The organism is Enterobacter sp. BNK-16, from assembly GCF_048684955.1.
GTDB classification, from domain to species: Bacteria; Pseudomonadota; Gammaproteobacteria; order Enterobacterales; family Enterobacteriaceae; genus Enterobacter; species Enterobacter bugandensis.
Genome location: NZ_JBLQTQ010000001.1, coordinates 2,324,613 through 2,350,021 on the forward strand (window position 1 = coordinate 2,324,613; position 25,409 = coordinate 2,350,021).

The following is a 25,409-nucleotide window of genomic DNA, read 5'->3' on the forward strand; positions in this document are numbered from 1 at the left end:
TAATGAAATTCGCCCGTGCGCGGGCGCGAAAGGAGAGCAGATTACCGCGCGAAGCGGCAAAAGATAAGTGCGATTCGAGCGGTTATACTGTTCGGCACAGACGAACAATCAGGCAGGGCGTATCCATTTCTGGTCTTTTTTCGGCAGCTTATCGACGACCAGGTTCCACGAATCCTCGATCAGGTCGGAGACCAGTTCTGGCGTGATGTCCTCGGTGCCGTAGAGCGAAATCCAGTGTTTTTTATTGAGGTGGTAGCCCGGCTCAACGCCACGGTAAATCTGCTGATTTAACAGGGATTTTTCCGGGTCGGATTTCAGGCTAACGTGGGGGCGTCCGTGCGCGGTGGCCATCAGCATAAAAATTTTCCCGCCCACCTTAAACACGTCGTACTCGGGGCCAAACGGCCAGCAGTGTTCGGTGAAAGGCATCTCCAGCGCGACGCGTTTTGCGTGCGCCTGCAGGGATTTACTGTCCATCGTTATCCTCCTGAGCCAGCCCGCGCCACATGGCTTCAAAACCCAGCGCTTTAAAATCGTTGGCGCGGGACGGATCGCGGGTGGCAAACTCCATGGTGGTTTCCGCCAGCGATAAGAAAAGCGCATCGCCAAACGTTTTGAATTCATCGGACATAAACACCGGGCGCACCGAACGGCGGCATAGCTCGTGAAGTTCCGGAAACATCTCTTTCACCGCCTGTTCCGTTTCAGCGCTCAGCTTTTCACTCACGCCAATCTGGCGGATCGCCGCATGCGCCACGGGGTTACGAATCCCCCAGTCCACGTAGCTGTTCCAGATATTGCGGGTATGCTCTTTAGGAAGCGTGAGGGTGCGATCGAGGTTCGCCAGCATGGTCTGGCAGAGATCCTGCTTGAGGTGCAGGTAAAGGGCATTCAGCAGATCGTCTTTAGTAGCAAAGTAGCGAAACAGCGTGCCTTCAGCGACGCCCGCATTACGGGCAATTAACGCCGTTGAGGCGGCAATACCTGACTGTGCAAATGCCACCGTCGCGGCTTCCAGTAAGGCCTGTTTTTTATCTTCACTCTTCGGACGTGCCACTAAATTTTTCCCCCTTTCAATTATAAAAACCCTGATTGAAACACGTGTTTTGACACGCTGCAACGCGGAATGTCAAAGATCGAAAACGTCTTGACGACTTTATCATCATATCTATAATGAGTGCTTACTCACTCATAATCAAGTTTCCCTCGCGTAAACCATCGGATGGCGCGCGTTTTCGGGTCAGGATATGAAAAAGCCTCTCTTCATCTGCGTGGTGTTCCTCATGATTATTGCTTCAGCTGCGAGTTTACCGTTTGTTCTGAATGCCGGATTTGGCCAGCCGCCGCAGGGTGCGCAGCTCACCGAAGTGGAGGCTTCTCCGCACTATCGCGACGGGAAGTTCCACAACGCGCTCCCGACGCCTGGCTTTACCGGGCAGCAAAACATGCTGGTGGCGTGGTGGCAGTTCCTGACCCGTAAAACCGAAAACGCTCGTCCGGCGCAGCCGCTGCCGCTGGTGAAAACCGATCTGGCGAGCCTGCCTCTGGAGCAGGATACGCTGGTGTGGCTCGGCCACTCCTCGTGGTATATGCAGCTGGCGGGAAAACGCATTCTGATCGACCCGGTCCTCGGCAACTACGCCGCGCCGTTCTCGTTCCTCAATAAAGCGTTTGCGGGAGAGTATCCGTGGCGCGCGGAGAGCATGCCGGAAATCGACCTGCTGATTATCTCGCACGATCACTACGACCATCTGGACTACGCCACCATCCGGGCGCTGCTGCCGAAGGTGAAGCGCGTCGTTACGCCGCTCGGCGTGGGATCCCACCTGCGCTACTGGGGAATGAAGCCTGAAATTATCGACGAACGGGACTGGAACCAGTCGGTGCACATCAGCGATGCGCTGACGGTTCATGTCCTGCCCGCGCGCCACTTCTCGGGGCGCGGCATTAAGCGTGACCAGACCCTGTGGGGCAGCTTCATGTTTGTCACGCCAGAGCAGAAGGTCTACTACAGCGGCGATTCCGGTTATGGCCCGCACTTTAAGGCCATCGGCGAGCAGTTTGGTGAAGTCGATTTAGCCATCATGGAAAACGGCCAGTACGACCAGGACTGGAAGTACATCCACATGCTGCCGGATGAAACGGCGCAGGCCTCGGCGGACCTCAATGCGAAAGCGGTGGTGCCGGGGCATAACGGACGCTTCGTGCTGGCGAAACACACCTGGAACGATCCGCTGATCCAGCTGGCGCGGGCCAGCAAGGACAAAAATTATCGGCTGCTGACGCCGGAGCTGGGTGAGCCGGTCCGGGTGAGCGATAGCACGCAACAATTTCGTGAGTGGTGGGAATAATGTTGAACCAAGAAACAGAGGGGGAGAGCAGCATGACGATTTCCGCTCAGGTCATTGATACGATTGTCGAATGGATCGATGACAACCTACACCAGCCGCTACGCATCGAAGAGATCGCCCGCCACGCGGGTTACTCCAAGTGGCATTTACAGCGGCTGTTTATGCAGTACAAAGGCGAAAGCCTGGGGCGCTACATCCGCGAGCGCAAGCTTCTGCTGGCGGCGCGGGATCTGCGTGAATCTGACGAGCGCGTGTACGAAATCTGCCTGCGCTACGGCTTTGAATCGCAGCAGACCTTTACGCGCATCTTTACCCGCACCTTCCATCAGCCGCCCGGGGCTTACCGCAAAGAGAACCATAGTCGGGCGCATTGAAATTGACGAAACAAAGGCCGGGTAAGGCATCGCTGCTACCCGGCTTTTTTATTGGCCTACGACGCCAGTGAAAACCAGCGGCGCCAGACGAAACGCAGGATGAAGAATTCGATAGCGCCGAGCAGTAAAAACCACACGCAGAACAAAATGGTGTAGAGCTGGTTCAGATCGACCATATGAAAGGTTTGAACCAGCTTCTGCGCCAGCACCAGACCCAGCGACGGCGCGGGTAGCAGTAAGCAAGAGATCAGGGCCATCAATAAAATGCCCCCCGCAGTCAGCAGCGATTCCAACGGGTGTTTCATCGTAATGTTAATCGTCAGTTAAAAATGTCATTGTCCGGCATCCTTTAACGTAAAGCAATATCAACCCGGCGGCCCTTTTTTAATTAAATAATTCCTTCCCTCGAAGAATAATGCGCGGAAGGAGAATAATTTAATCCTGATGATTAAATTAATATCGCGCTATGTAAATAAATGTCTGCATCACGAAAATAATTTTACAAACATATAGGTGCTATATCCAATTAACGTCGCAATAACAATGGCTGCGACAATGTATAACGCCAGGCGCCGTCCGCGATAAATACCAAACATGGTTCCCCCTCGTTTAGGATTGGTTTAGAAATATTTTGTAAAAATCAGCTCGTCGAAATAATTTTAATCAATTTTGAATAACCCAGTGGTAAATATATTGCGGTAGATCAATTTTACCCGCAAGACTTTAAAATCAATTTATTTAAGCCAGAAAGGAATTCAGGCTTCTGTTCACCGGATATTGAAGGAAAAATATGATGACCGAAAAAAAATACTCCCCAAACGTGCCGCCTTCCGGCGGGCTGGCATACCAGCAGACCGCAGAGCAGGCGCTTACCCACGTGCAGAGCCAGGCCAGCGGTCTGGATCGTGCAGAGGCGCAGGCGCGTCTGCAAAAAACAGGGCCGAACGCGCTGCCGGAGAAAAAAGGTAAACCCGCCTGGCTGCGTTTTTTGGCCCATTTTAACGATGTGCTGATTTACGTTCTGCTGGCCGCCGCGGTATTAACGGCGGTAATGGGGCACTGGGTCGATACGCTGGTAATTTTGGGCGTGGCGGTCATCAATGCGCTAATTGGCCATATTCAGGAAAGCAACGCAGAAAAATCGCTGAAGAGTATTCGCAATATGCTTTCCAGCGAGGCGCGCGTTATTCGTAACGGCAGCCATGAAACCATACCGACGACGGAAATAGTTCCGGGCGATATTATTGTATTGCGCGCGGGGGATCGTATTCCGGCGGATATGCGTTTAATCGAAGCGCATAATTTACGCGTGGAGGAGGCGATTCTCACCGGTGAGTCCACCGTGGTGGATAAACACACGAATTCGCTGAGCGGCGAATTACCGCTGGGCGACCGCACCAATATGGTTTTTTCCGGGACGACCGTGAGCGCAGGCGGCGGCGTCGGCGTGGTCACCGCGACCGGTAAGGATACGGAACTCGGCCACATCAACCAGATGATGGCGGGCATTGAAAAGCACCGTACCCCGCTGCTGGTGCAGATGGACAAGCTCGGTAAAGCCATCTTCGTCATTATTCTGGCGATGATGGCCGCGCTGTTCATCTTCAGCCTGATGTTTCGCGAGATCCCGATGGGCGAGCTGCTGCTCTCCCTGATTAGCCTGGCGGTCGCCTCCGTGCCGGAAGGTCTGCCGGCGATTATCTCCATCATCCTCTCCCTGGGCGTACAGGCGATGGCACGCAAGCGGGCGATTATCCGCAAGCTGCCGACGGTTGAAACGCTGGGCGCGATGACCGTGGTCTGCTCGGATAAAACCGGGACCCTGACCATGAACGAGATGACGGTAAAAGCCATCATCACCGCCGACGTCTGCTACCGCGTGGACGGCAACAGCTACGAGCCGGTAGGCAATATCTACCTGGAAGGCAGCGACGAGCCGGTGCAGATCCAGCCGGGCACCGTCCTGGAGCAGTATCTGCGCACCGTTGACCTGTGCAACGACAGCCAGCTGATTCAGGACGAGCGCGGCCTGTGGGGCATTACTGGTGGGCCGACCGAGGGCGCGCTGAAGGTGCTGGCGGCGAAGGCCAGCCTTGAGCCGGTGGCGACCACGCTGGTTAACAAGATCCCGTTCGACTCGCAGTACAAGTATATGAGCACCCACTACCAGATTGGCGGTGAGGAGCAGATTTTGATTACCGGCGCGCCGGACGTCATTTTCGCCCTGTGCAACCAGCAGCAGACGCGTAACGGTGCGCAAGCGTTCAACCGTGCGTACTGGGAAACGGAGATGGAGCGCTATGCGCGTCAGGGGCTGCGCATGGTCGCCGCGGCGTTCAAGCCGGCGAACGGCGAGCAGGAGCTGACGCACGACGACCTGAGCCACGGCCTGATCTTCCTCGGCATCGCCGGAATGATGGATCCGCCGCGCCCGGAAGCGATTGATGCGATTAACGCCTGCCAGCAGGCGGGGATCCGCGTCAAGATGATTACCGGCGATCACCCGCAGACGGCGATGAGCATCGGCCAGATGCTGGGGATCAGTAACAGCGAGCAGGCGGTCACCGGCTATCAGCTGGAGAAAATGGACGACGCCGAGCTGGCGGAAGCGGCGGTGAAGTATGACATCTTCGCCCGTACCAGCCCGGAGCATAAGCTGCGCCTGGTGAAAGCGTTGCAGGATAAAGGCGAGATCGTCGGCATGACCGGCGACGGCGTAAACGATGCCCCGGCGCTGCGCCAGGCGGACGTCGGCATCGCGATGGGCATCAAAGGCACGGAAGTCACCAAAGAGGCGGCGGACATGGTCCTGACGGATGATAACTTCGCCACCATCGCCAGCGCGGTGAAAGAGGGGCGTCGCGTTTACGACAACCTGAAGAAAACCATCCTGTTCATCATGCCGACCAACCTGGCGCAGGGGCTGCTGATTGTGATTGCGCTGCTGGCGGGGAACATCATTCCGCTAACGCCGGTGCTGATTCTGTGGATGAACATGGCGACCTCCGCCACGCTCTCCTTCGGCCTGGCCTTTGAGGCCGCCGAGCGCAACATCATGCGCCGCCCGCCGCGCCAGACCGGGCAGCACGTGATGGATGCCTACGCCGTATGGCGCGTGGCCTTCGTCGGCACCATGATTGCCATCGCCGCCTTTGCGCTTGAAGCCTGGCTGGCCCCGCGCGGGCACAGCGCGGAGTTCATCCGCACCGTGCTGCTGCAGATGCTGGTCTGCGCCCAGTGGGTGTACATGATTAACTGCCGCAACACCGAAGGGTTCTCCCTCAACCGCGGCCTGCTGGCGAACAAAGGGATCTGGCTGGTGACGGGCGTACTGTTCCTGCTCCAGGCGGCCATTATCTACCTGCCGTTTATGCAGATGCTGTTCGGCACCGAAGCGCTGCCGCTGCGCTACTGGTTCGTGACGCTGGCGGTGGCTGGGGTGATGTTCTTCATCGTCGAAATCGAGAAGCGACTGACCCGCAGGTTCCGTAAGGCTGCATAACGAAAACCTTACCCCGGCCCTCTCCTCTTTGGGGAGAGGGTTAGGGTGAGGGGAAAACACTGAGGTACTTCTTAATGAAATTCCCGCTTCTGTTCGCACTCCTCGCCTGCACGCTGCCGCCCGCATTCGCCGCGGCTATTCCCGTTCGCGTCGCCACCGTGGAGCAGACCGCCCATGCCGCCGAGCGCCAGATCCCGGGCCGCATCGAAGCCATTCACACCGTTGAGCTGCGCGCGCGTACGGAAGGCGTGATAACGAAAATCAACTTCCGCGACGGGCAGTACGTGAAAAAAGGCGACGTGCTGTTCGAGCTGGACGACGCCGAGCCGCGCGCTGCCCTGCGTCTGGCGCAGGCTGAAGTGAGAAGCGCTGAAGCCACGCTGCGTCAGGCGCAGCAGCAGCTTTCCCGCTTCGAAAGCCTGGGCAGCAGCAACGCCATCAGCCGTCACGACGTGGACAACGCCCGCATGCAGCGCGACGTGGCGAGCGCCGCGCTGGAGCAGGCGAAAGCCCGGCTCGACACCCGCAGCGTCACCCTGAACTACACCCGCATCACCTCGCCGATTGACGGTCGCGTGGGCCACAGCCAGTTCCACGTGGGCAGCCTGGTGAATCCTGCCAGCGGCGTGCTGGTGGAGGTGGTCCAGCTCGATCCCATTCGCATCGCCTTTGCGCTGGAAGAGGGCGCGTTTGCCACCAAAGCCGGACAGCACGCAGATATCAGCGCCATGAAGCAGGCCTGGCAGGCGCTGATCGACAGCAACGGTCAGCGCGTCGGCGGGGAACTGACATCCGTGGACAACCGGATCGATCCGCGCACCGCCAGCGTGATGCTGCGCGCCGAGTTCGCTAACCCGCGCCACCAGCTGCTGCCCGGCGGCAACGTGAATGTCTATCTGCGTCCGGCGAGCGAGCTGCCGGTGCTGACGCTGCCTGCCGCCGCGGTCCAGCAGAACGGCGACGGCTACTTTGCCTGGGTCGTTAACGCCGACGGCAACGCCGAAAGGCGCCCGCTGAGCGTGGCCGGGCAGATCGGCCAGCAGTTTCAGATTGCCTCCGGCGTGAAGCCCGGTGAGCGAGCGATTACCGACGGCGCGCAGCGCGTGCAGCCCGGCGCTGCCGTCCAGATACTCAATTAAGGAGCCATCATGCTGACGTTTTTCATCAAACGCCCGCGCTTCGCGATGGTGATTGCGCTGGTCATCACCCTGCTGGGGGCCATCGCGCTGAGGATCATTCCGGTGGAGCAGTACCCGCAGATCACCCCGCCTGTGGTGAATGTTTCTGCCAGCTGGCCGGGCGCCAGCTCGGCTGACGTGGCGGAGGCCATCGCCACGCCGCTGGAGACGCAGCTTAACGGGGTGGATCACATGCTCTATATGGAGTCCACCAGCTCGGATGAAGGCACCTACAGCCTGAACATCACCTTTGCGGCGGGGACCGATCCGGACCTTGCTGCCATCGACGTGCAAAACCGCGTGGCGCAGGCCGTGGCGCAGCTGCCGACCGAGGCACAGCAAAACGGCGTGCAGGTGCGCAAGCGCGCCACCAACCTGATGATGGGTGTAAGCCTTTACTCACCGAACAACACCCACACGCCGCTGTTTGTCAGCAACTACGCCAGCACGCAGGTGCGCGAGGCGCTGTCGCGTCTGCCGGGCGTGGGACAGGTGCAGATGTTTGGCGCGCGGGACTACAGCATGCGCATCTGGCTGCGTCCGGACCGCATGAACGCCCTGAACGTGACCAGCGATGACGTGGCGCAGGCGCTGCGCGAGCAGAACGTGCAGGGGGCGGCAGGCCAGGTCGGCACGCCGCCGGTGTTTAACGGCCAGCAGCAGACCCTGACCATCAACGGTCTGGGGCGCTTAAGCCAGGCCGAAGACTTTGCCGACATCATTATTCGCGCCGGGGAGATGGGCCAGCTGGTGCGCCTGAAGGACGTCGCCACCATCGAGCTCGGTTCGCGCAGCTACAGCTCGGGTGCCCAGCTGAACGGGCATGACTCTGCTTACCTTGGCATCTACCCAACGCCGTCCGCCAACGCCCTGCGCGTGGCCGACGCGGTGCGCGCGGAGCTGGAGCGTCTCTCGACGCGCTTCCCGGACGACCTGGTCTACGAGGTAAAATTCGACACCACCACCTTCGTTGCCGCCACCATTAAAGAGATTGGCGTCTCGCTGGCGCTGACCATGCTGGCCGTTGTGGTCGTGGTGTCCCTGTTCCTGCAAAGCTGGCGCGCGACGCTGATTGTCGCCCTCGCCATTCCGGTGTCGCTGGTGGGCACCTTTGCGGTGCTCTACGCGCTCGGCTACTCCGCCAACACGCTGAGCCTGTTCGCCATTATTCTGGCGCTGACCATGGTGGTGGATGATGCCATCGTGGTGGTGGAAAGCGTCGAAACCCTGATGGCGGAAGGGCAGAGCCGCACGGCGGCGACCGCGCTGGCGCTGCGCCAGATTGCCGGGCCGGTGATTGCTACCACGCTGGTGCTGCTGGCGGTGTTTGTGCCGGTAGCGCTCCTGCCGGGAATTGTGGGCGAGCTGTACCGCCAGTTCGCGGTGACGCTCTCCACCGCCGTCACGCTCTCAAGCCTGGTGGCGCTGACCCTGACGCCCGCGCTCTGCGCGATGCTACTGCGCCCGCGTCCGGCGAAGCCTGCCGCCATTTTCCGTGGGTTCAACCGTGGGCTGGACGCCACGCGCACGCTTTACACCCGGATAGTGAGCGTATTCAACCGGCGTCCGTGGCTGGCGCTGCTGGCCACCGCAGGCGCGGCGGCGGTGGTGGCGTTCAGCTTTATGTCGATGCCAAAGGGCTTCCTGCCCCAGGAAGATCAGGGCTACTTCTTCGCCAGCGTCCAGCTGCCGGAAGCGGCCTCGCTGGAGCGCACCGAAGCGGTGATGGCTACCGCGCGCGAGCTGATTGCTAAAAACCCGGCGGTGGAAGACGTCATTCAGGTCTCCGGGTTTAACATCCTCAATGGTACCAGCGCGTCGAACGGCGGGTTTATCTCCATCATGCTGAAGGACTGGAGCGAGCGCCCGCCGCTGGATGAGGTGATGGGCACCCTTCAGCGCCAGTTGCTGGCCCTGCCGGAAGCGACCATCATGACCTTCGCGCCGCCGACGCTGCCGGGGCTGGGCAACGCCTCTGGCTTCGACCTGCGCATTCAGGCGCAGGCGGGGCAGAGCCCGGCGGAGCTGGAGCGCGTCACGCGTGAGGTGCTGGCAAAAGCCAACCAGCATCCGCAGCTGAGCCGCGTGTTCACCACCTGGAGCAGCAACGTGCCGCAGCTGACGCTGACCGTTGACCGCGAGCGTGCGGCCCGGCTCGACGTGCCGGTGTCGCGCATCTTCAGCAGCCTGCAAACCGCCTTCGGCGGCACCCGCGCCGGGGATTTCAGCGTCAACAACCGCGTTTACCACGTGGTGATGCAGAACGAGATGCAGTGGCGCGAGCGCGCGGAGCAAATCAGCGAGCTGTTCGTGCGTAGCAACAGCGGCGAGCGGGTGCGTCTGAGCAACCTCGTCACCATCACGCCGACCGTCGGCGCGCCATTTATCCAGCAGTACAACCAGTTCCCGTCGGTATCGGTAAGCGGCTCAGCAGCGGAAGGGGTAAGCAGCAGCACCGCGATGGCGGCGATGGGCGAAATTCTGGCGCAGAGCCTGCCTGCCGGGTACGACTACGCCTGGAGCGGCATGTCGTATCAGGAGCAGCAGACCGGCAACCAGGCGGTATGGATTGTGCTGGCGGCGGTGGTGATGGCGTGGCTGTTCCTCGTCGCCCAGTACGAGAGCTGGACGCTCCCGGCGAGCGTGATGCTTTCGGTGCTGTTCGCCATCGGCGGGGCGCTGGTCTGGCTGTGGCTGGCGGGCTACGCCAACGACGTGTACGTGCAGATCGGTCTGGTCTTGCTGATCGCGTTAGCGGCTAAAAACGCGATTCTTATCGTGGAGTTCGCCCGCGCGCGGCGGATGGACGGGATGGCGATTGTCGATGCCGCGCGGGAAGGGGCATCGCGCCGCTTCCGCGCGGTGATGATGACCGCCGTGTCGTTCATCATCGGCGTCCTGCCGATGATGCTGGCGACCGGGGCGGGTGCCCAGAGCCGCCGCATCATTGGCACCACGGTGTTCAGCGGCATGCTGGTGGCAACCGTGGTAGGGATTGTGTTTATCCCCGCGCTGTTCGTGCTGTTCCAGCGCCTGCGCGAGTGGGGCCACGGCCTTACGGACTCGTCGCCCACAGCTCGCAGTGCTTCTGAACCAGAGAAATAAGCGAGCCGCCGTCGGCGATGAAGTCCCGCATGCGCTGCGCCTCGCTCTTGCCCTGCTTTAACAGCAGGGCAATTTCCTTGATGGCGCTCGTTGCGCCGAGCTTTTCGGCCGACGGCGCAACCTGCTCCAGCAGCCAGGCGATATCCTCCGCCACGGTTTTGTGCTCGCCGGTATGCACGTCCGTCAGAACCCCCTCCAGCCCGTAGCGACACGCCTGAAAACGGTTAAAGCGGTACAGCAGAAAATCCCGCTCCTGATGCTTATACGGCCGCGTGGTCAGCAGCCAGTGGGACGTCGCCTGGATCAGCCCGGCGATGTTAATCGCGTGGCCGAGCGTCAGCGGGGTATCCATCACCCGTACCTCCACGGTGCCAAAATGCGGGCTGGGGCGAATATCCCAGTGCAGATCTTTAATGCTGTCGATCATGCTGGTAGCGCTCAGGCGGCGGAACAGCCCTTCGAACTCCTGCCAGCTGTTAACCCACGGCATCTGGCCGTTATCCGGGAACCCGGAGAAGATGTTGAGCCGCGACGAGGAGAACTTCGTGTCGGTGCCCTGCATGTACGGCGAGGCGGCCGCCAGGGCGATAAAGTGCGGCACAAAGCGCGACAGGCCGTGCAGGAGATAAATGGCGTCATCCCCGGTCCGGCAGCCGACGTGCACGTGCTGTCCGAACACCGTCGCCTGCAAAATCAGATAGCCAAAGCGCTCCAGCGTGACGTTATAGCGCTCGTCGTCGCACACCTCCTGACGCTGCCACTTCTGGAACGGGTGCGTCCCGCCGCCGCAGATCTGGATGTGCTGCTCCGCCGCCGCGCGCAGGATGCTCTGCTGCATCACCGAGAACTGCGCCGCCGCCTGGTCAATGTTCTGGCACACGCCGGTGGCGATTTCGAGCATGCTTTCGGTGATATCGTGTTTGACTTCACCGCCTTTGATGTCGTCTTTGACGGCGGCGATGAGGGCAGAGGAGTCCTGGCTCAGATCGTAGCCCGGCGGGTTAACCACCTGCAGTTCGAGTTCGATGCCGAGGGTGAACGGTTCAGAGGATTTGAAATCAGGTAAAGGCATGGCGCACTCCGTTGTCTGTGAATGTTGAGTATAGACAACGGGTGTGGCGCGCTCGTCTCAGGGTGGTATAACTGATAGCAGGCTTAGCAAAAGGGGAGTGACTCATGTCTGACCATCCAACCATTGCGCTGATTGGTCCCGGTGCGATTGGCACCACCATTGCCGCGGTGTTGCATGACGCTGGCCGCACGCCGCTGCTGTGCGGACGCACCGCGCATCCGGAATTACGCCTGCGTTACGACGAGGGGGAAACGGTTGTGCCCGGTCCGGTATTCACCGATCCGTCCGTCATTACTCGCCCCGCAGATCTTGTTTTTGTGGCGGTAAAAACGACGCAAAATTCCGACAGCGCCGGGTGGCTGCGCGCGCTGTGCGATGAAAACACCGTGGTCTGCGCGCTGCAAAACGGCGTAGAGCAGAAGGCGCAGCTTGAGCCTTTGGTCAGTGGCGCAACGGTGCTGCCGTCGGTGGTCTGGTTCCCGGCGCAGCGCGAGCCGGATGCCTCCGTCTGGCTGCGCGCCAAACCGCGCCTTACGCTGCCGGACGCACCGCAGGCGCAGCGGGTGGTCGAAGCGCTTCGTGATACGCGCTGCGCGGTTGAGCTCTCGGAAGATTTCGCCACCGTCGCCTGGCGCAAGCTGCTGCAAAACGCGGTCGCCGGGCTGATGGTGCTGGCCAACCGCCGCGCCGGGATGTTCAGGCGCGAGGATGTCAGCGAGCTGGCGCTGGCCTACCTGCGCGAAGGGCTGACCGTCGCCCGCGCTGAGGGGGCGAAGCTGAACGATGAGGTGGCGCAGGAGATCCTGGCGAACTTCCAGCAAGCGCCTGAGGACCTGGGTACGTCGATTCTCGCCGACCGCCAGGCGGATCGCCCGATGGAGTGGGATATCCGTAACGGCGTCATCCAGCGCTACGGCCGCAAACACGGCATTGCGGTGCCCATCAGCGATGTAGTGGTGCCGCTGCTGGCGGCGGGGAGCGAGGGGCCGGGGTGAGCCTGGGTCTGGAGTGAAGGAAAGACCCGGCCGTTGTGCGCCGGGTAGCGTCTCTACTTAGCCTGACGGGCTTTCTCTGCTTTCAACTCTTCCATGGTTGCCTCCAGAATCCAGAGGCACTGAGCACCGTCAAACGTTTCCAGCAGCGCCTGGCGGGTACGCTGATAGAACGCGTCGATTTCTTCGGGGGATTTCTCTAGAGGCGGCGTGCAGACAATATCGCTGCCTACCATGTGCGGCCACTTTCCGGCGTCAATGGTGCGGAGCGCTTTCAGCGTTGCGTTCGTGTTTGTTATGAGCGCTGCGGCTAAGGCGTCCTCCAGCTGTTGCGCCTGTTTGACGTCTGCCGTGGCAGCCAGCGTTGGGGCTTGCGCTATCCAGTTTGCATCACCAGAGGCGATTCCATTAAGTGCTGAGGGCCAGTCATTGCTGGCTGCAATGGCTGGGACGGCGAGCGCACATAGCAGGAGTACGGTAGGGTATTTCATCGCACGACCTCAAGGTCACCGCCGTCACGAAGGATTTTACGTCGCGTTGACAGTGAGAGAATGATGCACCCCTCTGATGCAAACCCGGCTGGACCATACTTGTGGTCACCATGAATGCGGAATTCTGAGCGACCAAAACTCTCTCCGGAGGTTTGCTCAAGGATGATTGTAATTGGTCCTTTTGAATTCGAATGACCCGCGATTTTATATGTCCCGCGAGGCAGTGGCCCCAGTCCCTTTACATGCTGACGGTCCGGGTTGTTTTTATTCGTAAGAGCTCCGGAATATCCGGTTTCAATTAATTTGCCGTCTTTATACATCTTGCCGGTAGACTGCTCATACTTCCATACCATAACGTTCTCCTTATGCCGTTTTGCGATCATTCCAGCTATCAGAATGCATGATGTTACCGTCGACATAGCGCCAGGTAATTTTTTCATACAGCAGTTCTACCAGCTCAAGATGGTTATGTTTCTCATAGTCAGGATCTTTGACGTCAAGCATCATTGGACAGACGCTGACGATCGTCACTCCTTCCATAAGGCTGGAAAAATATTCCACTTCCTGGCCGGCATCGTTGATATGGTAAAACTTTACCTCTGCGCATTTTAGCTTCTGACCTGTGCTGACAGCCTTGTACAAATAGGGGCTGGAGGCGTCGATCTCTTTATCGAAAGAATAAGGGGAATGGACGCGAAGACTTGTTGCTTTGCCGTTATGCTTGTCCGTGGATTGCATTACGCCGTGGTTCAGTGCGATTAACTCAATACTTCCTTCACGACCATGTATATCGACAGAGCCTTTGATGTCGGCACCACCGTCGTCTTTGAGCCATAAATAAGCGGGAATAGCCATTTGTATAAAACTCCATTTAAAAAATCCTGAAAAAGCCTTTTGGTTAAGTTGGTTAGGTAACCATGGTGACGCTAGCGCTTATAAAGTGGGTCGTCAATTTTTGTACGATTTGGATATGAAATGATCTGCATTTTCGTTGATATAAATTAATAAAATGTGGGATCTTACGGTTAGAAACTGGAAAATTTATTAATGTTTAATGCCGTGGTTTTACTTAAGTATTAATTAAGTAAATATTGATTGAAAGTCTAATAAATATTTGGGTTGTTATTAGGTTTATATCTATTTAACGATTTTATTGATTGGTTAAAGCTCATAACGGTTCGTCAGAATACCCGCAAATCCCTAGCGACATGCCTGAAACGGTTAAAGAGGTTAAGCAGAAAATCCTACTTCCGATGCTTATATAGCCGTCTGGTTAGCTGCCAGTGCAGATCTTTTATGCTGTCATTCCTGGCCGACCGTCAGGCGGATCGCCCGATGGAGTGGGATATCCGCAACGGCGTCATCCAGCGCTACGGCCGCAAACACGGCATTGCGGTGCCCATCAGCGACGTGGTGGTGCCGCTGCTGGCGGCGGGGAGCGAGGGGCCGGGCTAACGGCCGCTGTTTTTCCATTCGGCAAAGTAATGGGCGGCCGTGCTGCCCATCGCTTTTCTAAACAAAATGATAAACGCATTCATACCTGAGAGTGGAGGCGGGCCGATAGAGAGGAAGGGAGATGAATATGAATGTCCGCTCTGTGCCAGCAGCAGACGTTGAGGAGAATATTATTTTGATGTGAAATATTTGCGTAATATTTTTTCTAATAGCGAGAAAACGACCGTCACCCTTTTGGGAGTAATCAGCTGGTAAGGTCGATATAAATAAAATTGCCATTTCTCCTGTCGGAGTTCTGGCAGTGGGGGAACTAGTTGGCCGCTTGCTAAGTACTCCCTACAGATAAAATCGCTGGATTGTACAACCGTTTTTCCGGCCAATGCAGCCTGAATTTCGGCGTATGGGTCTGTAGTATAAAACTCAATATGACGAGGGACAAAAGTGTTCACTGCGTCACTCATAAACTCAAATGATTTTCCCGTCTCAGGATTAATTAAACCACTGAATGGATAACGCTGTCGAAGATCTTCTAAATCAGTAGGTGCTCCCAGACGCTCAATAAGTTCAGGGGATGCAACCAAAATATGTTCAACTTGTCCGATGTTTTTAATGATAAAGTTTGGATTAGGTTCTCGCCCTACGCGTATACCTATATCGATACGATGCTCAATAGTATCAAGTTTCATCATATCTAAACGCCAGTCGATAAATAACTCAGGATAGGGGCGTAGTGCAGTCAAGAGTTCATACAAGATTTGTTCATGATTTGGAAATCGAAGTAATGTGATGCGAACAATACCTTTCATTTCATTATCATCTTTCGCCATCTGAAATAATTTTTCAGAATCTTCCAGCAGTCGCTTCGCTTGGGGTAAAAATAGTTCGCCGAAACTGGTGAGAAAGATAGAACGAGTATTGCGTTTGAATAAAGGTTCACCAAGTTGTTTCTCCAACTCAGCGACTGTTCGGGTTACTACTGATGGTGAAACCGACAGTTTGATGGCTGCTTCGCGGAAGTTCAAGGTTTCAGAGGCGATGATGAAAAATTTTAGTGCATCAAGTTTGTTCATGATTATTGTGAAATTTGCAATAATGTATTTTGATAATAGCAATTAATTTGCAACTATTCCAGCCATATAATCGAACAATCAAATAAGTAACCTGTCTTACTTTTTATCAGAACTCAAAAGAGTAAATTATGTCAATTCAACCAGTAGAGTTAAACAAAGCCTATCGTTTATTACAGGTCGGGCCAACCACGATGATATCGGCTAAAAATGATGGCATTGAAAATGTCATGGCAGCGGCCTGGGTGGGATTAGTAGGTAATAACAAAGTGATGGCTTTTATAGGTCCACAGGCATTTACTCGCGGGCTTGTAGAAAAAAGCGGATATTACGCTGTCCAGATCCCAGTAGTAAATCAGATGGAAATGGTTTTATATGCTGGAGGCCACAGTTATTCCGACACACCAGAAAAAAATAGTAAAATCCCACTATTTTATCAGAAAGAGTTTGATCTGCCTCTAGTTGAAGGTTGCGCTGGCTGGTTAGTATGTAAGGTCATACCCAATGAAGAAAATGAAAAGCAGCACAACTTGTTCTTGGGGGAAATTGTCGGAGCATGGAGTGATGACCGCGTTTTCAGAAATGGGCACTGGATTTTTGATGATGCGCCTGATGAATTACGTACTGTCCATTACGTAGCTGGTGGACAGTTTTATGCCATTGGCAAAGGTACAAAATTTAATTATGGTCCGGGAAAAGACTAATCCTTACTTCTGTATAAATGTAGCCATATAACATGGCTACATAGAGGTAGTAGCAAAAAAAACAATTAAGATGTCCGCTTTTCGCTCTTAACGGACATTCAACACACTACTCTGTACTTTGAGTAAGGCCAAAGTCCTGCTTTTTACCCCAGCAGAACCCCGGCCACCCATCACCCGCCTCAGTGCGCCGTTATATAAGGCTCCTTCACAAACTCCGCCAGCAGCCAGACCATATCATGCAACAGCCCGGTGAGCTCTTTCGCCACGCTCGCAGGTAATGTCCCGCCCATTACTGCCAGCGTTAACGCCACGGCATAATCCACCTGTAGCGCCGTTTCTTGCCAGCATTCTGGCACGCAGGAGGTTATCTTTTCCCCCGCAATGAGCCGTTCCACCAGATACGGTGGAAGTTCTGAGTCGCAGCACTCGCGCAGCCGTTTCAGCGCAGCCAGCAGTCGCTCGCATAGCGTGGCAAATGTCACTGCGTCGTAAGTTTCCACCAGTACGCTTACGTAAGCGGCGCAGGCATCGGCCAGTTCGAAGAGATCCGCAGAATCGGAAATTGGGTGGTTGATGAGCTGATGAACAACGCTTTCCTCAGAAAGCGCGTAGGAAAATTCAGGGGTAGTCGCCATTTAGCATCCTCTTTGTCTAAAAAATGTCATGTTATGCTAACGGGTTCCTACGCCCGGTTACGGTTGTGCCGCAACGCAGGCACTTTACGACCATAAACAAGGGATGAAAAGCGATAACCCTGAATTACATAAGGTTGCTTGCAGGTTTGCGAGGCGGCTTCCAGAACGGCATTTCCGGGCACCGCCGCACCATTAATCCTCGCTCATCATCGCCAGAAACCGCTTCACCGTCCGCGAACGTTCGAAGCGCCGCCAGCAGAGCGCGATATCGGTATAAAGCTCCGGCGAGCGCAGCGCGTGGTAGGTGACATTCGGCGGTGAAATGGCCGCCATGGATTTCGGCACCAGCGCGAACCCGCCGCCGGCGGAGACCATGCTCAGGGAAGAGGAAAGCTGCGACGACTGCAGCGCGCGCTGCACGTTTATTCCGGCCCGCTCGCAGCAGCCGTAAACCCGGTCATACAGCCCCGGCGCGACCTCCTGCGGGAACAGCACCACCGGCGTATCCCGAAGTTCCTCCAGCGCCAGATCGCCGCACGTTGCCAGGGGATGATCGCGATGCAGCGCCACCACCATTGGCTCCCGGTCGAGGATTTTTAATTCGAATACCTTGCTGCTTTCGCACGGCAGGCGCACAAAGGCGATATCCAGCTCACCCTCCGCCAGCATCGTGGTCAGCGACGACATGTTGGCTTCCACCTGGTGAACCTGCACTGCCATGTTCTGCACCTGAAACTGGCGGATCAGGGCGAAGATTTTGGGATGAAAGGCATCCGAACTGGTAATGCCAATCGACAGGCTGCCGTTCAGCCCGCGCGCGATGCCCCGGGCTTTCTCCAGCGCGGCGTCGCTCAGCGCCAGGATCTTACAGGCGTCCTCATAGAAGGCTTCTCCCGCCTCGGTCAGCTCCACGCCCCGCGTCAGGCGCCTGAACAGCGGCGTGCCCACTTCCTCCTCAAGCCGTTTGATCTGCTGGCTCAGAGGAGGTTGTGAAATACCCAGCGCGTTGGCCGCCCTGGTGAAGTGTCGCTCGCGTGCTACCGCGACAAAATAGCGCAGATAACGAAGTTCCATATCAAAAACGTCTCAAACCAGCATGGATTCTATATTGGAACTCTCTGCTGAATCGGGTCAACATTTATTTAACCTTTATAAATAAAGTTGAAGAGGACGAGCATGATGATGCATTCATCTGCATGCGACTGTGAGGCGAGTTTATGCGAGACCCTGCGCGGGTTCTCGGCTCAACATCCTGACAGCGTGATCTATCAGACATCGCTAATGAGCGCCCTGCTAAGCGGCGTCTACGAAGGGGAGACCACCATCGCCGACCTGCTGGCACACGGCGATTTTGGCCTCGGCACCTTTAACGAGCTGGACGGCGAAATGATTGCCTTCAGCAGCCAGGTGTACCAGCTGCGCGCCGACGGCAGCGCCCGCGCCGCGAAGCCGGAGCAAAAAACGCCGTTCGCGGTGATGACCTGGTTCCAGCCGCAGTACCGCAAAACCTTCGACGGGCCGGTCAGCCGTCAGCAGATCCACGACGTGATCGACCAGCAGATCCCCTCCGACAACCTGTTCTGCGCGCTGCGCATCGACGGCAACTTCCGCCATGCCCACACCCGCACCGTACCGCGCCAGACGCCGCCGTACCGGGCGATGACCGACGTGCTGGACGACCAGCCGGTGTTCCGCTTTAACCAGCGCGAGGGCGTGCTGGTGGGGTTCCGTACCCCGCAGCATATGCAGGGGATAAACGTGGCGGGCTATCACGAACACTTCATCACCGACGACCGACAGGGCGGCGGCCATCTGCTTGACTACCAGCTGGAGAGCGGCGTGCTCACCTTCGGTGAAATTCACAAGCTGATGATCGACCTGCCCGCCGACAGCGCGTTTTTACAGGCCAACCTGCACCCCAGCAACCTTGATGCGGCTATCCGCGCCGTCGAAAACTAACAGGAGTACTACCGTGAACAGTGAGAAACAGTCACGTCAGTGGGCGCACGGCGCCGATATGGTTGTCGGCCAGCTGGAAGCGCAGGGCGTGAAGCAGGTGTTCGGGATCCCGGGCGCAAAAATCGACAAGGTCTTTGATTCCCTGCTGGACTCCTCCATTGAGATCATTCCCGTACGCCACGAGGCCAACGCGGCGTTTATGGCGGCGGCAGTAGGGCGGTTGACCGGCAAAGCCGGGGTGGCGCTGGTCACCTCCGGACCGGGCTGTTCGAACCTGATCACCGGTATTGCCACCGCCAACAGCGAAGGCGACCCGGTGGTAGCGCTGGGTGGGGCGGTGAAGCGGGCGGATAAAGCGAAGCTGGTGCATCAGAGCATGGACACCGTCGCGATGTTCAGCCCGGTGACGAAATACGCCGTGGAAGTGAACTCCCCGGACGCGATTGCCGAGGTGGTGTCCAACGCGTTTCGCGCCGCCGAGCACGGCAGGCCGGGCGGGGCGTTTGTCAGCCTGCCGCAGGATATTGTCGACCAGCCCACCACGGGGGCGATTTTGCCCGCCAGCGGTCCGGCGCTGATGGGGCCAGCACCGGAATCCGCCATTAACGACGTGGCGAAGCTTATTGAAAAGGCCAAAAACCCGGTCATCTTACTCGGCCTGATGGCCAGCCAGCCCGCCAACAGCGCCGCGCTGCGCAAGCTGCTGGAGAAAAGCCGTATCCCGGTCACCAGCACCTACCAGGCCGCCGGGGCGGTGAATCAGGAACACTTCACCCGCTTTGCCGGACGCGTCGGCCTGTTTAACAACCAGGCGGGCGACCGGCTGCTGCATCTGGCGGATCTGATTATCTGCATCGGCTACAGCCCGGTGGAGTACGAGCCTTCTATGTGGAACAGCGGCGACGCCACGCTGGTGCACATCGACGTGCTGCCTGCCTATGAGGAGCGCAAGTATGTTCCCGATCTGGAGCTGGTGGGGGATATCGCCGCCACGCTGAACCTGCTCGCCAGCCGCATTGAGCACAAGCTTGAACTGAGCCAGCGCGCCTCGGAAATTCTGGTCGATCGCCAGCATCAGCGGGACCTCCTCGACCGCCGCGGCGCATCGCTTAACCAGTTTGCCCTGCATCCGCTGCGCATCGTGCGCGCCATGCAGGACATCGTGAATAACGACGTGACGCTGACCGTCGATATGGGCAGCTTCCACATCTGGATCGCCCGCTACCTCTACAGCTTCCGCGCGCGTCAGGTGATGATCTCCAACGGTCAGCAGACCATGGGCGTGGCGCTCCCGTGGGCGATTGGCGCGTGGCTGGTCAACCCGGGGCGCAAGGTGGTGTCGGTTTCCGGGGACGGCGGCTTTTTGCAGTCGAGCATGGAGCTGGAAACCGCCGTACGCCTCAACGCCAACGTGCTGCACATCATCTGGGTGGATAACGCCTACAACATGGTTGCCATTCAGGAAGAGAAAAAATACCAGCGTCTTTCCGGCGTCGAGTTCGGCCCGGTCGACTTCAAAGCCTATGCCGACGCTTTTGGCGCGAAAGGCTTTGCCGTGGAGAGCGCCGACGCGCTCGAACCGACGCTGCGTGCCGCAATGGATGTCGATGGCCCGGCCGTGGTGGCCATTCCCGTCGACTACAGCGATAACCCGCTGCTGATGGGCCAGCTCCATCTCAGCCAGATTTTGTGAATCAACATAAGGACAGAGAAATGCAAAAAGTGGCTCTCGTAACCGGCTCAGGCCAGGGGATTGGCAAAGCGATCGCGCTTCGTCTGGTGAAGGATGGTTTTGCCGTCGCTATCGCCGATTACAACGAAGAGACGGCGAAAGCGGTTGCCGATGAAATCACCCGCAGCGGCGGGAAGGCCGTCGCCGTGAAGGTGGACGTCTCTGACCGCGAGCAGGTGTTTGCGGCCGTGGAGAAAGCCCGCACCGAACTGGGCGGCTTCAACGTTATCGTCAATAACGCCGGGGTGGCGCCGTCCACGCCGATCGAATCCATCACGCCGGAGATTGTCGACAAGGTCTACAACATCAACGTGAAAGGGGTGATCTGGGGCATTCAGGCCGCGATTGACGCGTTCCGCAAAGAGGGGCACGGCGGCAAAATCATCAACGCCTGCTCACAGGCGGGGCATACCGGCAACCCGGAGCTGGCCGTCTACAGTTCCAGTAAATTTGCGGTGCGCGGCTTAACCCAGACCGCCGCACGGGATCTTGCTCCGCTGGGGATCACCGTTAACGCCTACTGCCCGGGCATCGTTAAAACGCCGATGTGGGCGGAGATCGACCGTCAGGTCTCCGAGGCAGCGGGTAAACCGCTCGGCTACGGGACCGAGACCTTTGCCAAACGCATTACGCTTGGCCGCCTGTCCGAACCGGAAGATGTTGCCGCCTGCGTTTCATATCTTGCCGGGCCAGATTCTGACTATATGACCGGCCAGTCTCTGCTCATCGATGGTGGGATGGTGTTCAACTAAATTTTAATAAGCTCTGACATGAGTTTTCCCCTGCCTCCGTGCAGGGGCTTTTTTTTGTCTCCTCCGCCATTGTGCATTACACTGCGCGCTGCAAAACTTTAGTCATTACGATCTGACAGGCGGTAACAGCGATGAACGGTACAATCACAACGTGGTTTAAAGATAAAGGCTTCGGATTTATCAAAGATGAAAACGGCGACAACCGCTATTTTCATGTGATTAAGGTCGCGAACCCCGATCTGATTAAAAAAGACGCTGCGGTGACCTTCGAGCCAACCACCAACACCAAAGGCCTCTCCGCCTACGCGGTGAAGGTGATCCCCGAAAGTAAGCACCTCTATATTGCAGGCGAGCGCGTGAAGCTCACCTCGATCAAATCCTTCGTGGTATTCAGCGAGGAAGAGCCCGTTGAGACCAAAATCGACAAAGAGAACGCGGTGCTGTCGGTGGGTCTGCTGATGAACAGCATCAAACCAAAATCCGACAAGAAGCCGGGCGAAATGCGCACGGTGAAGAAGCTGGCGATCACCACCTTCCAGAACACGACGATGATCTTTACCGAAGATGAAATCGACATTGATGCCACGGTGAAGCTGCTGAAGTGATGGTTTGCCGGGTGGCGGCGATGCCTTACCCGGCCTGCAAAACTTAACCCATTCTGTGCTCGCCCCGTAACATCGCCTCACGGTCAAACACCTTCTGAATCGCCCCGTGCGCCATAAACGCTGCCCGGTCGGACATATGGGCAATCACGTCCGCGTCGTGGCTCACCAGCAGATAGGTCATCTCATGCTCGGCCTTCAGGCGGTTAAGCAGGTTCAGGATTTCCGCCTGCACCGACATATCCAGCGCCGAGGTCGGTTCATCCAGCAGCAGAAGCTGCGGGCGCAGCAGCAGCGCCCGGGCAATGGCAACGCGCTGGCGCTGGCCGCCGGAAAGCTGGTGCGGGTAGCGCCTGCCCGCCTCGGCGGAAAGCCCCACCTGCTGCAGCGCATCCGCCACCTTTTCCGCAACCTGCGTTTCACCGTGGAGGCTTAACGGCTCCGACAGGGTGCGCGCAATGGTGTGGTTTGGATGCAGCGACGCCCACGGATCCTGAAACACCATCTGCACGTTGCGGCGAAGATTGCCTTCAAAGCGGCGCCCTGGCGTTAACGTTTCTCCCAGCAGCGCAATACTGCCGCGCCACTCGCGCTGTAGCCCTGCCAGCACGCGCAGAAGGGTTGATTTGCCGCAGCCGGATTCGCCAATCAGGCTGAACGTCTCGCCTCTCTCTATGCTAAAGCTGGCGGCAGAGACCGCCGTTTTTTCCCCGAAGGTGACCTGCACCTGGTTAACCTCAACGAGCGCCATCGCTGGCCTCCTTCCACAGCTGCGAACGATCGAGCGTCGGCAGCATCTGTCCATAAGTATGGGCGTCTGGACGACAGGTCCACAGGGTGCGCGTGTACGGATGCGTCGCCTGCGGAAGCTGGCTTGCCGCCATCTCATCGACCTTTTCACCCTGATACATCACCAGCACGCGGTCGCAGTGCTCCGCCACCAGCGGCAGATCGTGGCTGATTAACAGCATCGCCATCTGGCGTTCTTCGCACTGCTGCACCAGCAGCTCGAGGATCTGGTTGCGCAGGCGGGCGTCCAGCGCGGAGGTCGGTTCGTCGGCAATCAGCACCTGCGGGTTGTTGATCAGCGCAATCGCAATCATCACCCGCTGGCCCATGCCCCCGGAAAGCTCGCCGGGATAGCGTGACAGCACGTTCTCGTTCAGCCCGACGGCGCTGATGATGTCGTGAATGCGCGCCGCACGCTCCGGGCGCGTCAGGCGCTGATGCAGCGTGAGCGCCTCATCAAGCTGGGCGGCGACGCTTTTCACGGGGTTTAGGGCGTAGCGCGGGTCCTGCAGGACCATCGCAATCCCGTTGCCGCGCAGCGCCTGCCAGCGGCGGGCGTTCAGGGTCAGCAGATCGTTGCCAAGCACGTTAAGCCGGTTCGCGCTCACGATACCGGGTTTACGCACCAGACCCATCAGGGCGCGGGCGGACATCGACTTACCGGAGCCGGATTCTCCCACCAGCGCCAGCCGCTCGTTGCCAAGCCGAAAGCTCAGGTTGTTGACCACGCGCGCGGCGGGGTAGTCGATATTCAGCGCATCGACGATAACGCGGTGTTCAGTCATGCTGTGGCTCCAGTACGTCGCGCAGGCCATCGCCCAGCAGGTTAAACGCCAGGCTGGCAAACAGGATGGCGCCGCCCGGAATGGCGGCAATCCACCACTGGTCGAAAATCACCTGCATGCCGTCGGCAATCATCGCCCCCCATTCGGCCATGGGCGGACGCGCGCCAAGGCCGAGGAAGCCGAGACCGGCGGCGGCCAGAATAATCCCCGCCAGATCCAGCGCCAGCCGCACAATCGCGGACGGCAGGCACAGGGGCAGAATATGGCCGACCAGCAGGCGCAGGCCGCGGATCCCCATCATCTCCGCGGCGGCCAGATAATCGCTGTGGCGCAGACGCTGAATCTCGCTCCGCGCCTGACGCGCGTAGGCGGGCCAGGTGGTTAAGGCCAGCGCCAGCGCGCCGTTGACCAGCCCCGGGCCAAGCATCGCCACAAACGCGAAGGCGAGGATCAGGCGCGGCATCGACATCACCACGTCGGTAAAGCGCATCAGGATACGCTCCACCCAGCCGCCGTAGTAGCCGGACAAAATGCCCACCAGCAGCCCGGCGGGCAGGGTAATGACCGTCACCAGGGCCACCAGCCCGAGCGCCGGACGGGTGCCGTAAATCAGGCGCGAGAGCAGATCGCGCCCGTAGCTGTCGGTGCCCAGCCAGTGCTGGGCGCCAGGTGCCTCCAGGCGCGCGGCAGCGTCCTGCCAGTTCGGATCTACCGGCGCCAGCCAGGGCGCGAACAGGGCAATAAACACCAGCAGCGCGAGGCCAATCAGTCCGCAAACGGCGGCAGGGGAGCGGCGCAGGCGGCGTAAGAAGAGATAAAACGGCATCAGCGCACCCTGGGATCGGTCGCCCGCACAAGCAGGTCGGTAAGGTTATTGATCAGTACAAAGCAGACGCCAATCAGCAGCGTACCGCCCATAACCGCGGTCGTGTCTCCGGCGAACAGGGCGGTGGTGAGATAGCGTCCGATGCCCGGCCACGAGAACACGGTTTCGGTTAATACCGCACCTTCCAGCATGCTGGTATAGGCCAGGGCGATCACCGTCAGCAGGGTACTGCGAATGTTCGGCAGCACGTGGCGCAGCAGAATGGCCATCTCCCCGGCACCCTTGGCGCGGGCAAGCAGGATGTACTCCTTGTTCATTTCGCTGAGGCAGGCCGAGCGGGTCAGGCGGGTAATGCTTGCCAGCGAGTAATAGGCCAGCAGCAGCACCGGCAGCACCAGGTGGCTGATGGCGTTGCGGAATGCCTCGCGATCGCCGGAAAGCCAGGTGTCTATCAGCGCAAAGCCGGTGCGCGGCTCGACGGTGAACTGCCAGATATCGTCCAGCCTGCCGGGGCCCACGCTCCACTGCAGCTTCGCGTAGAACAGGGCCAGCATCAGCAGGCCAAGCCAGAAAATCGGCACCGAGTTGCCGAGCAGGGTAAGCGTTCTGATCGCGACATCGAGCGGCGAACCGGCGTAGCGGGCGCACAGCACCCCGGCCGTCACGCCGAGCACGGACCCAATGATTAACGCCAGCGTCGCCAGCTCCAGCGTAGCGGGGAAGGCGTGCAGCAGATCCTGCAGCACCGGCTGCCCGGTAGCGCTGGCGGTGCCTAAATCACCGTGGGCGAGATTTTGCAGATAGTGCCAGAACTGCACGGGCAGGGGACGATCCAGCCCGAGCTGGTGGCGAACCTGATCGTACGTTGACTGGCTGGCGTGATCCCCGACGATCTGCAGCACGCGATCGACCGGGGAAAACGCCGAAAGCGCAAACGTGACGAGCAGCAGCCCGAAGAGCGTCAGCAGCAGGGTCAGCAGACCCTGAAGCACGCGGGTGGAAAGATGTGGCATGGGAAATCTCTTCATGCCGGGTGCG

The 25,409-nt window shown here is 58.3% G+C and carries 25 protein-coding genes and 1 pseudogene; 12 read left to right on the top strand and 14 right to left on the bottom strand.

The window, feature by feature from the left end; translation table 11 throughout:
* Positions 1-108 precede the first annotated feature (108 nt).
* Both ACMGGH_RS11090 and ACMGGH_RS11095 read right to left on the bottom strand, forming a co-directional pair.
* A complete protein-coding gene (locus ACMGGH_RS11090; protein WP_126300327.1) occupies positions 109-477 on the bottom strand; it encodes an MmcQ/YjbR family DNA-binding protein in 369 nt (122 codons plus the stop codon).
* Positions 467-1,057, bottom strand: coding sequence for a TetR/AcrR family transcriptional regulator (locus ACMGGH_RS11095; RefSeq protein ID WP_232948782.1), 591 nt, complete (start codon positions 1,055-1,057; stop codon positions 467-469). The genes ACMGGH_RS11090 and ACMGGH_RS11095 overlap by 11 nt, the downstream gene beginning before the upstream one ends.
* A 190-nt stretch (positions 1,058-1,247) precedes the next feature.
* Between ACMGGH_RS11095 and ACMGGH_RS11100 the strand changes: the two genes are divergently transcribed.
* Both ACMGGH_RS11100 and ACMGGH_RS11105 read left to right on the top strand, forming a co-directional pair.
* Entirely contained in the window at positions 1,248-2,351 is a 1,104-nt protein-coding gene (locus tag ACMGGH_RS11100) for a RomA family MBL fold metallo-hydrolase (protein ID WP_048960930.1), read from the top strand.
* A gap of 32 nt (positions 2,352-2,383) precedes the next feature.
* Entirely contained in the window at positions 2,384-2,725 is a 342-nt protein-coding gene (locus ACMGGH_RS11105) for a RamA family antibiotic efflux transcriptional regulator (RefSeq protein WP_028012253.1), read from the top strand.
* Positions 2,726-2,781: 56 nt separating this feature from the next.
* Here the strand turns inward: ACMGGH_RS11105 and ACMGGH_RS11110 are convergent, their stop codons facing one another.
* On the bottom strand, positions 2,782-3,030 hold the full coding sequence (locus ACMGGH_RS11110) for a DUF1158 domain-containing protein (RefSeq protein ID WP_041910998.1): 249 nt from the start codon (positions 3,028-3,030) through the stop codon (positions 2,782-2,784).
* A 488-nt stretch (positions 3,031-3,518) separates the two neighbouring features.
* Between ACMGGH_RS11110 and ACMGGH_RS11115 the strand changes: the two genes are divergently transcribed.
* From ACMGGH_RS11115 to ACMGGH_RS11125, 3 genes are all read left to right on the top strand, one after another.
* Complete coding sequence (locus ACMGGH_RS11115) at positions 3,519-6,227, top strand: cation-transporting P-type ATPase (RefSeq protein WP_232948819.1); 2,709 nt, start codon at positions 3,519-3,521, stop codon at positions 6,225-6,227.
* Between the two features lie 74 nt (positions 6,228-6,301).
* Positions 6,302-7,366: an efflux RND transporter periplasmic adaptor subunit gene (locus tag ACMGGH_RS11120; protein ID WP_232948783.1), complete on the top strand. Its 1,065-nt coding sequence runs from the start codon at positions 6,302-6,304 to the stop codon at positions 7,364-7,366.
* A 9-nt stretch (positions 7,367-7,375) separates the two neighbouring features.
* Entirely contained in the window at positions 7,376-10,510 is a 3,135-nt protein-coding gene (locus tag ACMGGH_RS11125; protein ID WP_232948784.1) for an efflux RND transporter permease subunit, read from the top strand.
* On the opposite strand, the gene ACMGGH_RS11130 is transcribed toward ACMGGH_RS11125, so the two are convergent.
* A complete protein-coding gene (locus ACMGGH_RS11130) occupies positions 10,461-11,582 on the bottom strand; it encodes a YbdK family carboxylate-amine ligase (RefSeq protein WP_041910994.1) in 1,122 nt (373 codons plus the stop codon). The genes ACMGGH_RS11125 and ACMGGH_RS11130 overlap by 50 nt on opposite strands.
* Before the next feature lie 104 nt (positions 11,583-11,686).
* Here ACMGGH_RS11130 and ACMGGH_RS11135 point away from each other — a divergent pair, with 104 nt between their 5' ends.
* Positions 11,687-12,577 (top strand): oxidoreductase, encoded by an 891-nt coding sequence (locus tag ACMGGH_RS11135; protein ID WP_232948785.1) that lies wholly within the window; start codon positions 11,687-11,689, stop codon positions 12,575-12,577.
* 53 nt (positions 12,578-12,630) lie between these two features.
* Here ACMGGH_RS11135 and ACMGGH_RS11140 read toward each other — a convergent pair whose 3' ends face one another.
* The 3 genes from ACMGGH_RS11140 to tssD are packed head-to-tail and all read right to left on the bottom strand — an operon-like array spanning position 12,631 to position 13,920.
* A complete protein-coding gene (locus tag ACMGGH_RS11140; RefSeq protein WP_232948786.1) occupies positions 12,631-13,065 on the bottom strand; it encodes a hypothetical protein in 435 nt (144 codons plus the stop codon).
* On the bottom strand, positions 13,062-13,418 hold the full coding sequence (locus ACMGGH_RS11145) for a tlde1 domain-containing protein (RefSeq protein ID WP_045325586.1): 357 nt from the start codon (positions 13,416-13,418) through the stop codon (positions 13,062-13,064). The genes ACMGGH_RS11140 and ACMGGH_RS11145 overlap by 4 nt, the downstream gene beginning before the upstream one ends.
* A 10-nt stretch (positions 13,419-13,428) precedes the next feature.
* Entirely contained in the window at positions 13,429-13,920 is a 492-nt protein-coding gene (gene tssD / locus ACMGGH_RS11150) for a type VI secretion system tube protein TssD (RefSeq protein ID WP_232948787.1), read from the bottom strand.
* Positions 13,921-14,367: 447 nt separating this feature from the next.
* Here tssD and ACMGGH_RS11155 point away from each other — a divergent pair.
* Positions 14,368-14,520 (top strand): annotated as a pseudogene (locus ACMGGH_RS11155) (ketopantoate reductase C-terminal domain-containing protein); the annotation flags it as partial.
* A 170-nt stretch (positions 14,521-14,690) separates the two neighbouring features.
* Here the strand turns inward: ACMGGH_RS11155 and ACMGGH_RS11160 are convergent.
* Positions 14,691-15,590 carry a LysR family transcriptional regulator gene (locus ACMGGH_RS11160; RefSeq protein WP_045260750.1) on the bottom strand — a complete coding sequence of 300 codons (900 nt, stop codon included), beginning with the start codon at positions 15,588-15,590 and terminating at the stop codon, positions 14,691-14,693.
* Positions 15,591-15,718: 128 nt separating this feature from the next.
* Here ACMGGH_RS11160 and ACMGGH_RS11165 point away from each other — a divergent pair, with 128 nt between their 5' ends.
* Positions 15,719-16,291 carry a flavin reductase family protein gene (locus tag ACMGGH_RS11165; RefSeq protein ID WP_048998943.1) on the top strand — a complete coding sequence of 191 codons (573 nt, stop codon included), beginning with the start codon at positions 15,719-15,721 and terminating at the stop codon, positions 16,289-16,291.
* 179 nt (positions 16,292-16,470) lie between these two features.
* On the opposite strand, the gene ACMGGH_RS11170 is transcribed toward ACMGGH_RS11165, so the two are convergent.
* Both ACMGGH_RS11170 and ACMGGH_RS11175 read right to left on the bottom strand, forming a co-directional pair.
* Positions 16,471-16,926 carry a hypothetical protein gene (locus tag ACMGGH_RS11170; protein ID WP_028012261.1) on the bottom strand — a complete coding sequence of 152 codons (456 nt, stop codon included), beginning with the start codon at positions 16,924-16,926 and terminating at the stop codon, positions 16,471-16,473.
* Between the two features lie 192 nt (positions 16,927-17,118).
* Entirely contained in the window at positions 17,119-18,000 is an 882-nt protein-coding gene (locus tag ACMGGH_RS11175) for a LysR family transcriptional regulator (protein ID WP_048998942.1), read from the bottom strand.
* Positions 18,001-18,105: 105 nt separating this feature from the next.
* On the opposite strand from ACMGGH_RS11175, the gene budA reads away from it, so the two are divergent.
* From budA to ACMGGH_RS11195, 4 genes are all read left to right on the top strand, one after another.
* Complete coding sequence (gene budA, locus ACMGGH_RS11180; RefSeq protein ID WP_028012263.1) at positions 18,106-18,885, top strand: acetolactate decarboxylase; 780 nt, start codon at positions 18,106-18,108, stop codon at positions 18,883-18,885.
* Positions 18,857-20,578: an acetolactate synthase AlsS gene (alsS, locus tag ACMGGH_RS11185; protein ID WP_208298099.1), complete on the top strand. Its 1,722-nt coding sequence runs from the start codon at positions 18,857-18,859 to the stop codon at positions 20,576-20,578. The genes budA and alsS overlap by 29 nt, the downstream gene beginning before the upstream one ends.
* 20 nt (positions 20,579-20,598) lie before the next feature.
* On the top strand, positions 20,599-21,369 hold the full coding sequence (locus tag ACMGGH_RS11190; RefSeq protein ID WP_045631532.1) for a (S)-acetoin forming diacetyl reductase: 771 nt from the start codon (positions 20,599-20,601) through the stop codon (positions 21,367-21,369).
* 131 nt (positions 21,370-21,500) lie between these two features.
* On the top strand, positions 21,501-21,974 hold the full coding sequence (locus ACMGGH_RS11195) for a cold-shock protein (protein WP_045260739.1): 474 nt from the start codon (positions 21,501-21,503) through the stop codon (positions 21,972-21,974).
* Positions 21,975-22,017: 43 nt separating this feature from the next.
* Here ACMGGH_RS11195 and ACMGGH_RS11200 read toward each other — a convergent pair whose 3' ends face one another.
* Genes ACMGGH_RS11200 through ACMGGH_RS11215 form a run of 4 tightly spaced genes read right to left on the bottom strand, consistent with a single transcriptional unit; the run spans position 22,018 to position 25,384 of the window.
* Complete coding sequence (locus ACMGGH_RS11200; RefSeq protein ID WP_048998940.1) at positions 22,018-22,722, bottom strand: ABC transporter ATP-binding protein; 705 nt, start codon at positions 22,720-22,722, stop codon at positions 22,018-22,020.
* Positions 22,709-23,545, bottom strand: a complete 837-nt coding sequence (locus tag ACMGGH_RS11205; protein ID WP_193066769.1) for an ABC transporter ATP-binding protein — start codon at positions 23,543-23,545, stop codon at positions 22,709-22,711. Before ACMGGH_RS11205 ends, ACMGGH_RS11200 begins: the two co-directional genes overlap by 14 nt.
* On the bottom strand, positions 23,538-24,371 hold the full coding sequence (locus ACMGGH_RS11210; protein WP_048998938.1) for an ABC transporter permease: 834 nt from the start codon (positions 24,369-24,371) through the stop codon (positions 23,538-23,540). Before ACMGGH_RS11210 ends, ACMGGH_RS11205 begins: the two co-directional genes overlap by 8 nt.
* Positions 24,371-25,384 (bottom strand): ABC transporter permease, encoded by a 1,014-nt coding sequence (locus ACMGGH_RS11215; protein WP_048961395.1) that lies wholly within the window; start codon positions 25,382-25,384, stop codon positions 24,371-24,373. The genes ACMGGH_RS11210 and ACMGGH_RS11215 overlap by 1 nt, the downstream gene beginning before the upstream one ends.
* Positions 25,385-25,409 lie beyond the last annotated feature (25 nt).

What these genes read in the sequence shown, in the direction of transcription:
- ACMGGH_RS11090 (WP_126300327.1), bottom strand. Translation starts at nt 477, where the DNA reads ATGGACAGTAAATCCCTGCAGGCGCACGCAAAACGCGTCGCGCTGGAG.
- ACMGGH_RS11100 (WP_048960930.1), top strand. Translation starts at nt 1,248, where the DNA reads ATGAAAAAGCCTCTCTTCATCTGCGTGGTGTTCCTCATGATTATTGCT.
- ACMGGH_RS11105 (WP_028012253.1), top strand. Translation starts at nt 2,384, where the DNA reads ATGACGATTTCCGCTCAGGTCATTGATACGATTGTCGAATGGATCGAT.
- ACMGGH_RS11110 (WP_041910998.1), bottom strand. Translation starts at nt 3,030, where the DNA reads ATGAAACACCCGTTGGAATCGCTGCTGACTGCGGGGGGCATTTTATTG.
- ACMGGH_RS11115 (WP_232948819.1), top strand. Translation starts at nt 3,519, where the DNA reads ATGACCGAAAAAAAATACTCCCCAAACGTGCCGCCTTCCGGCGGGCTG.
- ACMGGH_RS11120 (WP_232948783.1), top strand. Translation starts at nt 6,302, where the DNA reads ATGAAATTCCCGCTTCTGTTCGCACTCCTCGCCTGCACGCTGCCGCCC.
- ACMGGH_RS11125 (WP_232948784.1), top strand. Translation starts at nt 7,376, where the DNA reads ATGCTGACGTTTTTCATCAAACGCCCGCGCTTCGCGATGGTGATTGCG.
- ACMGGH_RS11130 (WP_041910994.1), bottom strand. Translation starts at nt 11,582, where the DNA reads ATGCCTTTACCTGATTTCAAATCCTCTGAACCGTTCACCCTCGGCATC.
- ACMGGH_RS11135 (WP_232948785.1), top strand. Translation starts at nt 11,687, where the DNA reads ATGTCTGACCATCCAACCATTGCGCTGATTGGTCCCGGTGCGATTGGC.
- ACMGGH_RS11140 (WP_232948786.1), bottom strand. Translation starts at nt 13,065, where the DNA reads ATGAAATACCCTACCGTACTCCTGCTATGTGCGCTCGCCGTCCCAGCC.
- ACMGGH_RS11145 (WP_045325586.1), bottom strand. Translation starts at nt 13,418, where the DNA reads ATGGTATGGAAGTATGAGCAGTCTACCGGCAAGATGTATAAAGACGGC.
- tssD (WP_232948787.1), bottom strand. Translation starts at nt 13,920, where the DNA reads ATGGCTATTCCCGCTTATTTATGGCTCAAAGACGACGGTGGTGCCGAC.
- ACMGGH_RS11160 (WP_045260750.1), bottom strand. Translation starts at nt 15,590, where the DNA reads ATGAACAAACTTGATGCACTAAAATTTTTCATCATCGCCTCTGAAACC.
- ACMGGH_RS11165 (WP_048998943.1), top strand. Translation starts at nt 15,719, where the DNA reads ATGTCAATTCAACCAGTAGAGTTAAACAAAGCCTATCGTTTATTACAG.
- ACMGGH_RS11170 (WP_028012261.1), bottom strand. Translation starts at nt 16,926, where the DNA reads ATGGCGACTACCCCTGAATTTTCCTACGCGCTTTCTGAGGAAAGCGTT.
- ACMGGH_RS11175 (WP_048998942.1), bottom strand. Translation starts at nt 18,000, where the DNA reads ATGGAACTTCGTTATCTGCGCTATTTTGTCGCGGTAGCACGCGAGCGA.
- budA (WP_028012263.1), top strand. Translation starts at nt 18,106, where the DNA reads ATGATGCATTCATCTGCATGCGACTGTGAGGCGAGTTTATGCGAGACC.
- alsS (WP_208298099.1), top strand. Translation starts at nt 18,857, where the DNA reads ATGCGGCTATCCGCGCCGTCGAAAACTAACAGGAGTACTACCGTGAAC.
- ACMGGH_RS11190 (WP_045631532.1), top strand. Translation starts at nt 20,599, where the DNA reads ATGCAAAAAGTGGCTCTCGTAACCGGCTCAGGCCAGGGGATTGGCAAA.
- ACMGGH_RS11195 (WP_045260739.1), top strand. Translation starts at nt 21,501, where the DNA reads ATGAACGGTACAATCACAACGTGGTTTAAAGATAAAGGCTTCGGATTT.
- ACMGGH_RS11200 (WP_048998940.1), bottom strand. Translation starts at nt 22,722, where the DNA reads ATGGCGCTCGTTGAGGTTAACCAGGTGCAGGTCACCTTCGGGGAAAAA.
- ACMGGH_RS11205 (WP_193066769.1), bottom strand. Translation starts at nt 23,545, where the DNA reads ATGACTGAACACCGCGTTATCGTCGATGCGCTGAATATCGACTACCCC.
- ACMGGH_RS11210 (WP_048998938.1), bottom strand. Translation starts at nt 24,371, where the DNA reads ATGCCGTTTTATCTCTTCTTACGCCGCCTGCGCCGCTCCCCTGCCGCC.
- ACMGGH_RS11215 (WP_048961395.1), bottom strand. Translation starts at nt 25,384, where the DNA reads ATGCCACATCTTTCCACCCGCGTGCTTCAGGGTCTGCTGACCCTGCTG.